General features: G+C 70.6%; 14 protein-coding genes and 1 pseudogene. 7 read left to right on the top strand and 8 right to left on the bottom strand.

Annotated features, from left to right (window positions below):
• Nucleotides 1-72: 72 nt before the first annotated feature.
• Entirely contained in the window at nucleotides 73-492 is a 420-nt protein-coding gene (locus D9753_RS17865; RefSeq protein WP_121787917.1) for a GlcG/HbpS family heme-binding protein, read from the top strand.
• A 71-nt stretch (nucleotides 493-563) separates the two neighbouring features.
• Here the strand turns inward: D9753_RS17865 and D9753_RS17870 are convergent, their stop codons facing one another.
• Nucleotides 564-1,430, bottom strand: a complete 867-nt coding sequence (locus tag D9753_RS17870) for a GNAT family N-acetyltransferase (RefSeq protein WP_121787918.1) — start codon at nucleotides 1,428-1,430, stop codon at nucleotides 564-566.
• A gap of 673 nt (nucleotides 1,431-2,103) precedes the next feature.
• Between D9753_RS17870 and D9753_RS17875 the strand changes: the two genes are divergently transcribed.
• Entirely contained in the window at nucleotides 2,104-3,453 is a 1,350-nt protein-coding gene (locus tag D9753_RS17875; protein WP_205614184.1) for a globin domain-containing protein, read from the top strand.
• 5 nt (nucleotides 3,454-3,458) lie between these two features.
• Here the strand turns inward: D9753_RS17875 and D9753_RS17880 are convergent, their stop codons facing one another.
• The 5 genes from D9753_RS17880 to D9753_RS17900 form a co-directional block, all read right to left on the bottom strand.
• The gene (locus tag D9753_RS17880) at nucleotides 3,459-3,941 is read right to left on the bottom strand and encodes an NUDIX domain-containing protein (RefSeq protein ID WP_121787920.1); all 483 of its coding nucleotides are present in this window, start codon (nucleotides 3,939-3,941) and stop codon (nucleotides 3,459-3,461) included.
• Between the two features lie 88 nt (nucleotides 3,942-4,029).
• Nucleotides 4,030-4,935: a LysR family transcriptional regulator gene (locus tag D9753_RS17885; RefSeq protein WP_121787921.1), complete on the bottom strand. Its 906-nt coding sequence runs from the start codon at nucleotides 4,933-4,935 to the stop codon at nucleotides 4,030-4,032.
• 294 nt (nucleotides 4,936-5,229) lie between these two features.
• Complete coding sequence (locus D9753_RS17890; RefSeq protein ID WP_121787922.1) at nucleotides 5,230-6,378, bottom strand: cystathionine gamma-lyase; 1,149 nt, start codon at nucleotides 6,376-6,378, stop codon at nucleotides 5,230-5,232.
• Nucleotides 6,375-6,866: a low molecular weight protein-tyrosine-phosphatase gene (locus tag D9753_RS17895; protein ID WP_121787923.1), complete on the bottom strand. Its 492-nt coding sequence runs from the start codon at nucleotides 6,864-6,866 to the stop codon at nucleotides 6,375-6,377. The genes D9753_RS17890 and D9753_RS17895 overlap by 4 nt, the downstream gene beginning before the upstream one ends.
• A 7-nt stretch (nucleotides 6,867-6,873) precedes the next feature.
• Entirely contained in the window at nucleotides 6,874-7,251 is a 378-nt protein-coding gene (locus D9753_RS17900; protein WP_121787924.1) for a phage holin family protein, read from the bottom strand.
• A 74-nt stretch (nucleotides 7,252-7,325) separates the two neighbouring features.
• Here D9753_RS17900 and D9753_RS17905 point away from each other — a divergent pair, with 74 nt between their 5' ends.
• The 4 genes and pseudogenes from D9753_RS17905 (at nucleotide 7,326) to D9753_RS17920 (ending at nucleotide 9,636) form a co-directional block, all read left to right on the top strand.
• On the top strand, nucleotides 7,326-7,643 hold the full coding sequence (locus tag D9753_RS17905; protein ID WP_121787925.1) for a cupin domain-containing protein: 318 nt from the start codon (nucleotides 7,326-7,328) through the stop codon (nucleotides 7,641-7,643).
• Nucleotides 7,644-7,775: 132 nt separating this feature from the next.
• Nucleotides 7,776-7,988 (top strand): DUF5326 family protein, encoded by a 213-nt coding sequence (locus D9753_RS17910; protein WP_121787926.1) that lies wholly within the window; start codon nucleotides 7,776-7,778, stop codon nucleotides 7,986-7,988.
• A gap of 396 nt (nucleotides 7,989-8,384) precedes the next feature.
• Nucleotides 8,385-9,099, top strand: a pseudogene (locus D9753_RS17915) (IclR family transcriptional regulator).
• A 99-nt stretch (nucleotides 9,100-9,198) separates the two neighbouring features.
• On the top strand, nucleotides 9,199-9,636 hold the full coding sequence (locus D9753_RS17920; protein WP_121787927.1) for an SsgA family sporulation/cell division regulator: 438 nt from the start codon (nucleotides 9,199-9,201) through the stop codon (nucleotides 9,634-9,636).
• Between the two features lie 102 nt (nucleotides 9,637-9,738).
• Here the strand turns inward: D9753_RS17920 and D9753_RS17925 are convergent, their stop codons facing one another.
• A complete protein-coding gene (locus D9753_RS17925) occupies nucleotides 9,739-11,175 on the bottom strand; it encodes a YibE/F family protein (RefSeq protein ID WP_121787928.1) in 1,437 nt (478 codons plus the stop codon).
• 249 nt (nucleotides 11,176-11,424) lie between these two features.
• On the opposite strand from D9753_RS17925, the gene thiC reads away from it, so the two are divergent.
• Complete coding sequence (gene thiC / locus D9753_RS17930; RefSeq protein ID WP_121787929.1) at nucleotides 11,425-13,209, top strand: phosphomethylpyrimidine synthase ThiC; 1,785 nt, start codon at nucleotides 11,425-11,427, stop codon at nucleotides 13,207-13,209.
• A gap of 102 nt (nucleotides 13,210-13,311) precedes the next feature.
• Here the strand turns inward: thiC and D9753_RS17935 are convergent, their stop codons facing one another.
• Nucleotides 13,312-14,181, bottom strand: coding sequence for a hypothetical protein (locus D9753_RS17935; RefSeq protein ID WP_121787930.1), 870 nt, complete (start codon nucleotides 14,179-14,181; stop codon nucleotides 13,312-13,314).
• Between the last annotated feature and the right edge of the window lie 96 nt (nucleotides 14,182-14,277).

Raw genomic sequence — 14,277 nt, forward strand, 5'->3', positions numbered from 1 at the left:
CGGACATCCGTACCGGGGTGCGCCCCCGGTACGGCGGACATCCAACCCAGCACCACCAAGGAGAACAGTTCCATGAGCACCACCGCCGTCGCCCCGCTGACCATCCAGGACGCCGAGTTGCTCATCGGTACGGCCCGCCGGGCGGCCGAGGACGCCGGAGTCACCGTCAGCGTCACCGTTCTGGACGCCGGCGGCAACCTGCTCGCCTTCCGCCGGGACGACCGGGCCGTGCTGATCTCCGGCGAGACCAGCACGCGCAAGGCCTACACGGCGCTCCAGTTGAACGCGCCCACCGCCGACCTCGTCGACGCGGTCCAGCCCGGCGGCCTTTTCCACACGCTGCCCACGGCCCTGGACCGGCCCCTGCTGTTCATCGCGGGCGGTCTACCCGTCCACCGGGACGGCCGGCTGATCGGCGCCATCGGTGTCGGCGGCGGCGCACCGGAGCAGGACCACGGCTTCGCCACCGCGGCCGTGCAGGTACTCGCCTGAGCACACGGACGATGCCAGTGACGCAGGCCCCGCCGCTTCGAGCGGCGGGGCCTGCGTGCGTCGTACGCGGTTCAGCCCGCGGCCACCGTCAGCGGCGCGAACCGCCGGGTCCAGTCCCCCGGGAGGTCCGTGATGCCGTGGGTCATCACGGCGTTGAAGCCGACGGAGACCAGCCCGCGCGCTTTCGCCCAGGTCAGCAGCTCCTCGTGCCGCACGTCGATGTCGGTGCGCAGCGGACGGTCCGTGTGGGCCGCCAGCGAGGCGACGAGCGCCTTGGCGGTCTCGGTGTCCCGGGCAACCAGCGGACCGACGACATGGGTGTCCATGTTGGGCCACGCGGCCGTATAGCCGATGAGTCGGCCACCCTCCTCGGCCACCCGTAGCTGATCGGCGAACGCGGGCAACCGGGTGATGAGGGGCGTGCGGTCGGTGCCGAACACCTCCTCGTCGAGACGCAGGATCGCCGGGAGGTCGTCCGCCGTGGCGGCGCGGGTGGCGATCCGTGGCTCGAGCCCGCCCGGAACGAAGCTGCCCCTGAGCATCTCCGCCCGGCCCGTCACCTTGAAGCCCAGCTCCTCGTACAGGGGACGGCCGTAGGGCGTGGCGTGCAGGGTCAGCGGGGTGGCTCCCATGGTCGACATGACATGCCGCATCAGGCGTCGACCGACGCCCCGGCGGGCGTGGCGTCCGGCCACCAGGACCATGCCGACGGCGCCGAGATCCGGCCGCCCCCACGGGCCGTACTCCGTGACCACGCACGCGGCCACGAGGCCGCCCTCGGGGTCATCGATGCCCAGGCCCTTCCCGGCTGTGAGGAGGAAACCCCACTTGTGTTCCTCGCGGGGCCACCCCCGGTCTTCGGACAGATCGGCGCACGCGGTGAGATCGCGAAGCGTCAGGCGGCGGATGGGCAGAGCGGCGAGGGGAGGAGTCGGCACGCAGGTCAGGCTGTCCGACCGACACCCTCGCCGTCCACCCGTTTCGATGCAGACGCACGTGCTTTTGGCCATCTCGTGGCCCCGTGGACAGCACGAGGACAGTTTCTGCGGGTGTTTCACGTGAAACATCAGCAGCCGACCGACCTCGGGCCACCATCGTGTTTCTGTTCGACGGGGCATGGGTGGGGTTGCATGGTGGACGGCGACGCGTTCTCGGACAGAAATCCGTTCGCTGCCGTACCACTTTCCGTCGCTGTGAACGCCGACGGTCGTCCGGCCGCGCCCGCGACCACTCCTCCACGCGTCGCGGCTTGTGGCTACCCACGAACTGATCGGCCCTGCGCCGCAGTTGTCGAATCGCACCGTGTGCGACGTGCTGTCGGCGCGAGAGTGGAGAAGGGGACTCGTGAGCGCGGCGACGGCCGGTAGGGTCGAATGCGGTTTCCGTACGGGATGCGACGCACGTGCCCGTGCGGGCCGAGAACAGGGCAAGCAGCCTAACGGGAAGGAGAGATCGAGACCCGCGTTTTCGGGTACGCGACCGCGGCAGCCGATCGGAATGCAAGGCTGCGGACCGAGTGCTACGGCCGGCCACCCGCCGGGGGAATGCATGCGCCTTGCGAGGAGCGGGGTGCGCGGACCGACCGAGAGATGTTCGAGGCGAGGGCACACCATGGACGCTCCGACCACCACGTCGGGGGAGAACGACATGTCGGGCGAGGGCGGCTGGTTCCTGCCGCGCAGGGATCCATCGGCTCCGCCGCCGGACGGTGATCCGGCAATGCCGGAGGAAGCCGCCCCGCGACCCGCACCGGCACCCCCTCAGGGACACTCCGCGGCCCCGCAGGGCGATGCCCTGACCCCGCGGCGCGTGCTCGCTCGACGGTCGGCGCCGGCCGCCACGGGGGACTCGGCGGACGCGTTCCTCATCCGCCGCACGATGACCGAGATCGGCCCCGTCGCCGACAAGGTCACCTCCTACTTCTACGCCCTCCTCTTCGTCCGCCATCCCGAACTGCGCTCACTGTTCCCGGCCGCGATGGACATCCAGCGGGACCGCCTGCTGAGGGCGCTGCTCACGGCGGCCGAGCACCTCGACAACGCCCGCGTCCTCGTCGACTACCTTCAGAACCTGGGCCGCGGGCACCGCAAGTACGGAACGCGTGCCGAGCACTATCCGGCGGTGGGCGAATGCCTGATCGGCGCGTTGAGCAAGTACGCCGCCACCGTCTGGAACCCGGAGACCGAAGCGGCCTGGGTGCGGGCGTACACGACGATCTCCCAGGTCATGATCGACGCGGCGGCGGCGGACGAACTGCGGGCCCCGGCCTGGTGGCAGGCCGAGATCGTCGCCAATGAGCTGCGCACCCGTGATGTCGCGGTCCTCACCGTCCGCCCCGACCAGCCCTATCCCTTTCTCGCGGGCCAGTACACGAGCGTGGAGACGCCCTGGTGGCCACGGGTGTGGCGGCATTACTCCTTCGCCTCGGCGCCCCGGCCGGACGGGCTGCTGACGTTCCATGTGAAGGCGGTACCGGCCGGCTGGGTCTCCAACGCGCTGACGCACCGGGCGCGGCCCGGAGACGTCATCCGGCTCGGTCCGCCGACCGGCTCGATGACCGTCGACCACACCACCGACAGCGGACTGCTCTGCCTGGGCGGTGGCACCGGCATAGCGCCCATCAAGGCCCTGGTCGAGGATGTCGCCGGGCACGGCGGACACCGGCCTGTCGAGGTGTTCTACGGCGCACGCACCGACCACGACCTGTACGACATCGACACCATGCTCAGGCTCCAGCAGAAGCATCACTGGCTGTCGGTCCGCGCGGTCACCGACCAGCAGGCCCAACTGCGGCTCCCCGACGCCGTACGCGGATACGGCCCCTGGAACGAGTACGACGCCTACCTGTCGGGTCCGCCGGGCATGATCCGCAGCGGCATCGACGCGCTGCGGGACAGCGGTATCGCGCCGGGCCGCATACGGCACGACTCGGTGGAGGAACGGCTCGTCGTCGCGGACTGAGCGCGTCAGCCGAGGTCGGGGGCGTGCATGGCGCGTACCCCCTCGATGTTGCCGTCCAGGTAGTGCCGCAGGGACAGCGGGACGAGATGGACGGAGGCGATGCCGACGCGGGTGAACGGGATGCGGACGATCTCGTACTCCCCGGTCGGCTCCTCCACTTCGGGGCCGTGACGCAGCGAGGGATCCATGGACTCCAGGCGGCAGACGAAGAAGTGCTGCACCTTCACGCCGGTCGTGCTGCTGTCCTCGCCGATGTGCTCGACGGTGTCCACGAAGCACGGCACGACATCGGCGATCTTGGCGCCGAGTTCCTCGTACACCTCCCGGTGCAGGGCGTCCACGACGGTCGAGTCCCGGGGCTCGACTCCGCCACCGGGGGTGACCCAGTAGGGATCGAGGCCGGGCTTGGTGCGCTTGATGAGGATCAGGTCGTCACCGTCCAGGAGAACGGCACGGGCGGTGCGCTTGACCACGGGTCGGACGGTCATGGGAGAAATGTGGCCCGGCTGGTTCCACGTGAAACATCGCAAAGCGCCATGACGTGACCGCGGGGCGTGCGTAACCGGCCCGACGGTGTCAGTACCAAGCCGCGGCGGCACGCTGGAGGCACGCGTGGGCCCGTGCGACAAGGGGCAGGGCGAGGGTGCCGGTGCGCACCACCAGGAAGTACGTGCGCAGCGGCGGGACCACCGGGTCGTGCAGGGCGACGAGCGTGCCCTGGCACAGGGCCGGGGCGCACAGATAGCGGGGCAGCACCGCCAGTCCGGCACCCGCGATCGCGCAGGAGAGGACGGCCCGTAGATCAGGGACGACGACCGTGCCCGAGGCGGCCGGGCGGGAGTCGAAGACGGAGGCCCAGTAGCGCGCGACGAACGGCAGCGACTCGTGCACCTCGACGACGGGCAGATGGTCCAGGGCCGGCGCGCCCTTCAGTCGCAGCGCTTCCGAGTCGATGCGCTCGGCCCAGCGCGGCGCGGCGACCAGGACGTGCTCCTCGTCGCAGAGCGGAGTGGCGCTGAGCAGGGCTCCACGTGGCCGGGCCGTGCTGATGGCCAGATCGTGGTGGCCGGAGGCCAGTCCTTCCAGCACCTCCTCGGCGGTGCCGAAGGAGGCGCGCAGCGCCAGACGCCGGTCGTCGTCGCCGGTGAGCCCCGTGAGGGCGGGCAGGGCGCGTTCGGCCGTGAACTCCGGGGGCCCGGCCAAGTGCAGCGTCCGGGGTGAGGTCTCGTCGTCCAGGCCGCTCTCGGCTATCTCCACCAGGGCGTCGAGATGCGGTGCGGCCTTGTGCGCGAGTTCGTCACCGATGGTCGTCGGGATGACGCCGCGCGCCTGGCGAAGGAAGAGGGGTCTGCCAAGCTGGCGTTCGAGCGTGCGGATCTGCGAGGTGACGGCGGGCTGGGAGAGGCCGAGCAATGCGGCGGCGCGAGTGAAGGAACCGGCCCGGTGCACGGTGACGAAGGTCCGCAGCAGGGCCAGATCCATGGCATGCCTCCCTCTACCTGCCTCCTCCGGCCCCCAGGCAGGCACCAACTATAAATATGTCGATAGGCTCCTGTCGCTAGCGTGATTGGACACTGACGCAGAGTCAACTAGCCTTGGTCGCGCGGCTCTTCGCGAGCGAATCCGCAGACGGTCCGAGCCACGAGGGGGGGAGGCTCGGACCGTCATCAAGGCCTGTTCTGCGCGCCGCCGAGGCCCGGGGTGCCGCCGGCCACCGCACCATCCGGCGTGCCCCCTTCGGTGCCGTTCCGCACCTGGGCGACGGCGTCCTCCGGTTCAGTCCGCGGACTCGTCCAGGGCGCGCAGGACGTCGGTCACCAGGTCTTCGGGGTCCTCGGCGCCCACGGACATCCGGACGAAGCCCTCCGGGACCGCGTCCCCGCCCCAGCGGCGGCGGCGCTCGGCCGTGGACCGCACCCCGCCGAAGCTGGTCGCGTCCTCCACCAGGCGCAGGGCCCGGAGGAAACGCTCGGCACGCGCGCGCGTGGGCAGCGCGAAGGAGACGACACAGCCGTAGCGGCGCATCTGCTGCGCGGCGATCTTGTGAGAAGGGTCGTCGGGTAGCCCCGGGTAGCGCAGGCCGGAGATCTCGGGCCGCTGCCGCAGGGCCTCGGCGAGGGTGAGCGCGGTGGCGTTCTGCCGGTCGACGCGCATCTGGAGCGTGGCGATGGACCGGTGCGCGAGCCAGGCCTCCATGGGTCCGGAGATGGCACCGACGATCTTGCGCCAGCGGCGTACGGCGGCCATCGCCTCGGCGCTCCGGCCGGTGACGTAACCCAGCAGGACGTCACCGTGGCCGGTCAGCTGCTTGGTGCCGCTGGCCACGGAGAAGTCGGCGCCCAGCTCCAGCGGGCGCTGCCCGAGCGGGGTCGCGAGGGTGTTGTCGACGGCCACCAGAGCACCACGCGCGTGTGCCGCCTCCGCGAGCCGCCGGATGTCGCAGACGTCGAGCCCCGGGTTCGACGGGGACTCGATCCACAGCAGCCGGGCGCCGTCGAGCACGTCCAGTTGCGCGTCGCCGCCGGTCGGCGCGGTGCGCACCTCGATGCCGTACGCCTCTAGCTGGGCGCCCACCATCGGCAGTACCTGGTAGCCGTCGGACGGCAGCACGACCGCGTCGCCTGCGCGCAACTGGGAGAACAGCACGGCGGAGATCGCCGCCATGCCCGAGGCGAACACCAGAGTCTCGACGTCCTCCCGGCCGGGCGCCTCCAGCTCGCCGACGGCGCGCTCCAGCAGTGTCCAGGTCGGGTTGTCGTCCCGGCCGTACGCGTACGGTCCCGTCACCTCGCCGGGCAGGTGGAAGTGCGCCGCGAACACCGGTCCGGGCAGGGTCGGCTCGTGCTTGACCGGCTCGGGCAGCCCCGCCCGTACCGCGCGCGTACCGTCTCCGGTGCGGCCCTCGTCCTTCGTGGCGTCGCTCATGCGGCCCGTCCCTCCAGCTCTTCGCGTACGGCGGCGAGCAGACCGGTGCTCGCCGCCTCCACCATCTCAAGACACCGCTCGAAGCCGTCCCGGTGTCCGTAGTACGGATCGGGTACGTCGAGGTCGTCGCCGGCGGTGGGATCGTACGAGCGGAGCAGACGGACCTTGCGCGCCTCCTCCCCGGTCGGCGCGAGGCGGCGCAGGGCCCTGAGGTGACCGGTGTCGAGGGCGATCACGAGGTCGAGACGGGCGAACCACGACGGCTCGAACCGACGGGCGACGTGCGCGCCGCCGTAACCGTGCTCCTCCAGGACCGAGACGGTGCGCGGGTCGGCGTGCTCGCCCTCGTGCCAGCCGTCGGTGCCGGCGCTGTCGACCGCCACCAGGCCGTCGAGCCCGGCCTCCGCCGCACGCGCGCGGAAGACGGATTCGGCCATCGGGGAGCGGCAGATGTTGCCGGTGCACACGAAGCAGACGCGATAGGTCATGACGGGCTCAGTCCTCGTCGGGCAGGACGACGTGCAGCGCCCAGGAGACGATCGAGATGATCAGGCCGCCGAGCACGGCCGTCCAGAAGCCCTCCACGTGGAAGCTCAGGTCGAGCTTGCCGCACAGCCAGGAGGTCAGCAGCAGCATGAGCGCGTTGACGACCAGGGTGATCAGGCCGAGGGTCAGGATGAACAGCGGCAGGGTGAGCAGCCTCACAACCGGCTTGACCAGCCAGTTCGCCAGACCGAAGATCAGCGCGACGACGATCAGCGTGCCGGCCTTCTCCGCGGTGTTGTCACCCGTGAGAGTGATCTTGTCGAGCAGCCACACGGCGACCGCAAGGGCACCCGCGTTGGCGATCGTCTTGACTACGAAATTCATCATGTGTCTGATCGTGGCAGACCGTACGGTCGGCGAGCAGGGTCACGGCGAGCAGCGAGACGAGGGCGGCAGCGGCGATGAAGGCATTCCGGCTGGACGAACTGGAGGCGGAGCGTGCCGCTCACGAGGGCGCCTACCTCCAGTTCCTGCGCGAGCGGAACATGTCGGTCGGCCTGTACGCCCTCGACGCGGGTGAGCACGACCCGCAGAAGCCCCACCGGCAGGACGAGGTGTACTTCGTCGTCAGCGGCCGGGCGTCGATCACGGTCGGTCCGGAGACGACGCAGGTGGCGCGGGGCAGCGTCGTGTACGTGCCGGCCGGGGTGCCGCACAAGTTCCACCACATCAGCGAGGACCTAAGGGTCCTCGTCGTGTTCTCTCCGCCCGAAGCGTGAGCCCGGACCCCTGACTCCCTAGGGGACGGATCAGGGGAGGACAAGGGATGCGCGGCCCCCGTGCGGCCCCTTCGCGGCCCTAGCATCGAGTGCAGGACATCGACAGCGCACGAGACACGAGGGACGAGGACGATGCGGGAGATCTTCGCGGGGATGCCGTGGTGGGTGAAGTGGGTCGCGGTGCCGGTCATCGCCCTGGTCGTGTTCGGCGGCCTGATAGCGACCGTCGTCGGGTTCGTGATCGGCCTGCTGTTCAAGGCGCTGGTCTTCGTCGCCCTGGTCGGCGGACTGATCTACGTCGTACGCAGGTTCACGGCGAGTTCCTCGTCGCGCAGCGACTGGTGAGCCCCATGGGGACCGGAGGTCGATGAGGGGACCACCGGTTCCCTCGGGGGAGGGAAGTTTCCCCGGGAGCCGTCTGCGCGTGCGGTGGCCGACGGTTAGAGTCCGGAACTCCCACGGGCTCCGGCCTCGTGGGTGGCGCAGACCCCCCTCCGTGCTCTTCCCCGCACGGGCTGCCCCCTCGCGCTACGGGAGTACCCCTTGGCCACGGTCGACACCGCACCGGCAGAACCCCACGTACCCCCCGTCCCACCGCGCTCGTGCGCGCCGCCCGCCCGGCGACCGGCCTCCCCGGCCGTCCCCGGACAACCCACGGCCGCCACTCTCCCCGGACAACCCACGGCCGCCGCCCAGGGACCACCGGCCGGCGCGACGCTCATCGGATCCGTCCAGCGCGCCATGCGCCTGCTCGAGGCCGTCGCCGCCCGCGCCTACGGCGCCCCCGCCAAACAGCTCGCCCGGGAGACGGGCCTCGCGCTGCCCACGACCTACCACCTGCTGCGCACCCTGGTGCACGAGGGCTACCTGTACCGGGAGAAGGGGCTGTTCTTCCTCGGGTGACGCCGCCGCGCGGCTCGCCAGCAGCGGAGCACAGCAGAAACGTCGCAGCGCGGTGGCGGACACGCTCGCGCACTGGCGGGATTCGATCGGTGTACCGGTGTACTACGCGATGTACCGGGATGGCGAGATCGACGTGATGTGCGTCTCCGAGTCCCGCGAGACACCCGCGGTCGAGGAGTGGGCCGACTTCCGGGAGACCGGCCACGCCCATGCCATCGGGCAGTGCCTGCTGTCCCAACTGGACGAGGACGCCCGCCGCGACCACCTCGCCCGCTATCCGGCGGAGCCCCTCACGCCGTACACCGTGCGGGACCACGGCGCGCTGCTGCGGCGGCTGGCCCGGACGCGGCGCATGGAACTGACGGTGGAGCGTCAGGAGTACGCGCTCGGGACGGTCTGTGCGGCGGTCCCCATCACGGTCGGTACGACCGCGGCCACCATGGCCATCTCCCTGCCCGGCCAGCGGGCCGACCGGCTGCTGCCCGCCGCCCGCCGGCTCCAGACGGAGATCGGGCGGCACGTCGGATCGCTCACGCTCTCTATCAGTATGTGAAAACTTACTCCTTGTGATCTGTTGCGCACTTTCAGCAAGATTTGCCCATGGTCAGAGGGATCAATCCCGGCCAGTCGATGTCATATGACGGGGTAGGCGATGCGCGAGTCCGTACAGGCAGAAGTCATGATGAGCTTTCTCGTGTCGGAGGAGCTCTCCTTCCGCATCCCGGTGGAGTTGCGCTACGAGACCTGTGATCCGTACGCGGTGCGGCTCACCTTTCACCTGCCCGGTGACGCCCCGGTGACCTGGGCCTTCGGGCGCGAGCTGCTGATCGACGGGGTCGGACGCCCCTGCGGGGAGGGTGATGTGCGCATCGCCCCCGCCGATTCCGAGGTGCTGGGCGAGGTGCTGATCCGGCTTCAGGTGGGCGGGGACCAGGCGCTGTTCCGTTCGTCGGCGCCGCCGCTGGTGGCCTTCCTCGACCGGACGGACAAGCTCGTGCCGCTCGGTCAGGAGGGTGCGCTGGCCGACTTCGACGCTCATCTCGAGGAGGCATTGGACCGCATCCTGGCCGAGGAACAGAGCGCCGGCTGAAGCGTCACGGCACGAGGCGCCGACGCCCCGTCAACTCGTCGGCTCTGTGCAGGAACGCTTCTGCAACCGATGGGCGGCGCCCCGCCCCACACCCGGCCGCGCTCACCGCTTCCGGCGCCGGCCCCGGCCGCCGCGCGCCGGTGCGGAACGGCCCCCGGCAGGCGCCGGGGCAGCCGGTCCGGGCCGGTCGGCCGAGACCACCAGCGCGGCCAGTGCGGTGGTGACCGGTACCGAGGCGACCAGGCCGATCGACCCCACCAGCGTGCGCACGATCTCCTCGGCCACCAGCTCGCTGTTGGCCACGGTCCCCACGCTGCTCTGCGCGATCGAGAACAGCAGCAGCAACGGCAGCGCGGCGCCGGCGTAGGCGAGCACCAGGGTGTTCACCACCGAGGCGATGTGATCGCGGCCGATACGGATGGCCGCCCGGTACAGCGCCCGCCAGCCCATCGCCGGGTTGGCCTCGTGCAGCTCCCAGACGGCCGACGTCTGCGTCACGGTCACGTCGTCGAGGACGCCGAGCGAACCGATGATGACGCCGGCCAGCAGCAGACCGCTCATGTCGATCGACGGATACAGGCCGTGGATCAGACCGGTGTTGTCGTCCGTGTTGCCGGTCAGCGCCGACCAGCCGATGAACAGCGAGCCGAGCAGGCCGATCAGCGACAGGGAGATCAGCGTGCCGAGCACCGCCACCGAGGTACGGGCCGACAGGCCGTGGCACATGTACAGCGCGATCAGCATGATGGCGCTCGCCCCCACCACGGCCACGACCAGCGGGTCGGAGCCCTGGAGGATGGCGGGCAGGATGAACAGGGTCAGCACCAGGAAGCTCACCGCCAGGGCGACCAGTGCCATGACACCGCGCAGCCGGCCGACCACGACGACGGCGACGGCGAAGATCCCCGCGAGCAACGCCATGGGGAACGTGCGGTTCACATCGGTCACCGAGTACTGGAGGTTCCTCGGTGCCGAGGGCTCGTAGGCGACGACGACCTTCTCGCCCTGGTGCAGCCGCCGTGTTTGGTCGGGCTGCACGATCTCGGTGAACGTACGGCCAGTGTCCTCGCCGGTGTCGACCCGGACGGTCGCCTTCTTGCAGGGTCTGCCGGCCTCCTGCTTCACGGGGGCGCCGCCGGTGGCGGAGGGGGCACCGGTCGGGGCGCCGCCGGAGGCGTTCACCGACGCGCAGCCGACCTCGGTGACCCGGGTGACCGTGGCCTGCTGGGTCTGCCGGTCGAAGCCGACGCCGGTGCGCGTATGGGACGGGGCCCCGCCGGGCCAGAGCACCACGAGACCGACCACGACCGCCACGGTGAACGGGATCAGGACCGCCGCGATGACCTTCCGCAGATGCTGGGAGACCGGCGCGGCCGGGCCGTGGCCGTGCGCGTGACCGTGGTGGCCGCCTCCACCGGTTCCGTGGCGGTGCGTGTGACCGTGGTGGCCGCCCGTACCGGTGTCGTGGCCGTGAGTGTCGTCCTGCTCCGGGCCGTCTCGGCGGGGCGGATCGGGCGGCTGGTGGGGGTACTGCTCCATCCTGGTCACCGCCAGATCATCGCAAGAACGGTGGGGGCCCACTGTTCACGGTGCCTCCCATGCCGCTAGCGTGGGGGCACCTTTGCACACGCGGGAGCTCGGAGCACCGGGCTGAGAGGGCGCTGACCTCCGTAGACGCGATGTTTCACGTGGAACGAACAGGTTTCACGCAGGACATCGGCACACGGGAACCGCTGCGTCGACCGCCGAACCTGTTACCGGGTAATGCCGGCGTAGGGAGTAGGTCTGATGACCAACAAGGACGCACGCACGCCTGCCTCCGTTCAGGACGAGAAGTCCGAGGAGGCCGGGAAGTCCATCGGCTGGCACAAGGCGTACGTCGAGGGTTCGCGCCCCGACCTGCGGGTGCCGGTCCGTCAGGTGCACCTCACCAATGGGAAGTCGGTCACGCTGTACGACACGTCGGGGCCGTACACCGATCCGCTCGCCGACACGGACGTCCGCAGGGGCCTGTCACCGCTGCGCGAGAACTGGATCATCGCCCGTGGTGACACCGAGGAGTACGCGGGCCGTCCCGTCCGCCCCGAGGACGACGGGCTCAGGCACACCTCGCCGCGCGGCGGGCTGCGCAACCTGGACGCGGTCTTCCCGGGACGCCCGCGCCAGCCGCGCCGGGGCCGGAGCGGCCGGCCGGTGACGCAGCTCGCCTACGCCCGACGGGGTGAGATCACGCCGGAGATGGAGTTCGTGGCCCTCCGGGAGAACGTCTCTCCCGAGGTGGTCCGTGAGGAGATCGCGGCGGGCCGGGCCGTGCTGCCGGTCAACGTCAACCACCCGGAGATCGAGCCGATGATCATCGGCAAGCGGTTCCTGGTGAAGGTGAACGCCAACATCGGCAACTCCGCGGTGACGTCCTCCATCGAGGAGGAGGTCGAGAAGATGACCTGGGCGACCCGCTGGGGCGCCGACACGGTCATGGACCTCTCCACCGGCCGCAACATCCACACCACCCGGGAGTGGGTGCTGCGCAACTCCCCCGTCCCCATCGGCACGGTGCCGCTCTACCAGGCACTGGAGAAGGTCGACGGCCGGGCCGAGGAACTGACCTGGGAGATCTACAAGGACACCGTCATCGAGCAGGCCGAGCAGGGTGTGGACTACATGACCGTCCACGCGGGCGTCCGGCTGCCGTACGTCCCGCTCACCGCCAACCGTAAGACGGGCATCGTCTCGCGCGGTGGTTCGATCATGGCCGCGTGGTGCCTGGCGCACCACAAGGAGTCGTTCCTGTACGAGAACTTCGAGGAGCTGTGCGAGATCCTCGCCGCCTACGACGTCACGTACTCGCTGGGCGACGGGCTCAGGCCCGGATCGATCGCGGACGCCAACGACGAGGCGCAGTTCGCGGAACTGCGGACGCTCGGGGAACTCAACCGCATCGCCAGGCGTTTCCATGTACAGACGATGATCGAGGGCCCCGGGCACGTCCCGATGCACAAGATCAAGGAGAACATCGACCTTCAGCAGGAGATCTGCGATGAAGCTCCGTTCTATACGCTCGGCCCGCTGACCACGGACGTCGCGCCGGCGTACGACCACATCACCTCCGGCATCGGTGCCGCGATGATCGCCTGGTGGGGTACGGCGATGCTCTGCTACGTCACGCCCAAGGAGCACTTGGGCCTGCCCAACCGGGACGACGTCAAGACCGGCGTCATCACCTACAAGATCGCCGCGCACGCGGCCGACCTCGCCAAGGGACACCCGGGCGCGCAGGAATGGGACGACGCGCTGTCGGACGCCCGTTTCGAGTTCCGGTGGGAGGACCAGTTCAATCTGGCCCTGGACCCGGACACGGCACGGGAGTTCCACGACGAGACCCTGCCCGCGGAACCCGCCAAGACGGCCCACTTCTGCTCCATGTGCGGGCCGAAGTTCTGCAGCATGAAGATCTCGCAGGACATCCGGCGCGAGCACGGTGGCGACCGGGCCGAGATCGAACAGGGGATGGCCCAGAAGTCCCAGGAATTCGCGGCGGCGGGCAACCGGGTGTACCTGCCGGTCGCGGACTGAACGGCACGGTGAACCCGCCGCGCCCGCCGGGTCCGTGACAGGACGGCTGGTGCGGCGGGCTCGAGTCGTCCGGCACACGAGTCGGGACCGCCGCGGGTGGGGTCAGTCGGGCTGGTGCTCCGGGCCGCCGTAGTCCGGGCTCGTGTAGTCGGGGCTGGTGAAGCTCGGCCGGCCGGTCGTGGTGCCGCCGTCCCCGGGGCTGCTGAAGCCGGGGCGGTCGTAGCCCAGGTGTGGGATGCGGCCGGGCGTCGGGGCGGGCGGGGCCGTGTGGCGCAGGGCGGGCGGGCCCGGTTCGGTGAGCGCCTCCCGCAGGAACGGCAGGATGCCACGCTCCAGCAGGGCCTCCCGCCACGCCTCTCTGGCCCTGGCCAGCTCCTCGTGCGCCGCCTCCTGTGCGCGGGCCTCCGCCGAGGTGTTGTTGCGCAGGGCGGTGAGCAGCAGCCCGACGGCGGCGACGAGTATGCCGGCCGCCGTCAGAGCGCCGAACACCCAGCCGGTGGTGAGCATGGTGCGGGCGAAGGTCTGCCCGGGATCCAGCACCTTCAGGATGTAGCCGACGAGCAGGAAGAGGACGGCCGCGGTTCCGGAGAGGAGGGGAGCGAGGACGGCGATGACGGCGACGGCACCCGCGCCGGTGTTCTCGGCGGCCTCCCCGAGGGCGGTGGCGAGGTCCGTGGTGTCCGGACCTCGCTCCACGGCGCCGGGGCTGCCGGCGGCGGGCTGGACGGACAGCGCCGGGTGACGCAGTTCGTCGCGGACCGTGACGTAGTGCTGGTACTCGGCCACCGCGGCCGCCGTGATCAGGGCCTCGGCGCTCCGTGCCATGGTGCGCAGTTGTTCGGGGTTGAGCCGCTGACCCACAGCGGCCAGTTCAGGTCGGTCGGGTGCGGAGCGCAGCGCCTCATCGAGGAGCCGCTCGAAGTCCTGGCGGTCCTCGCTCTGAAGGTGCTGCGGAACGCTGTTCATGTGCATCCCCCGGTGCTCCGTAGGGCTGGGGCTCGCACGCCGGCGAGCCGTCGGGCAGAAACGGAGGGGAGCCTGCTACGGATAAGCCGATGGTAGAGCCGG

Source organism: Streptomyces dangxiongensis, assembly GCF_003675325.1.
Classification (GTDB): Bacteria; Actinomycetota; Actinomycetes; order Streptomycetales; family Streptomycetaceae; genus Streptomyces; species Streptomyces dangxiongensis.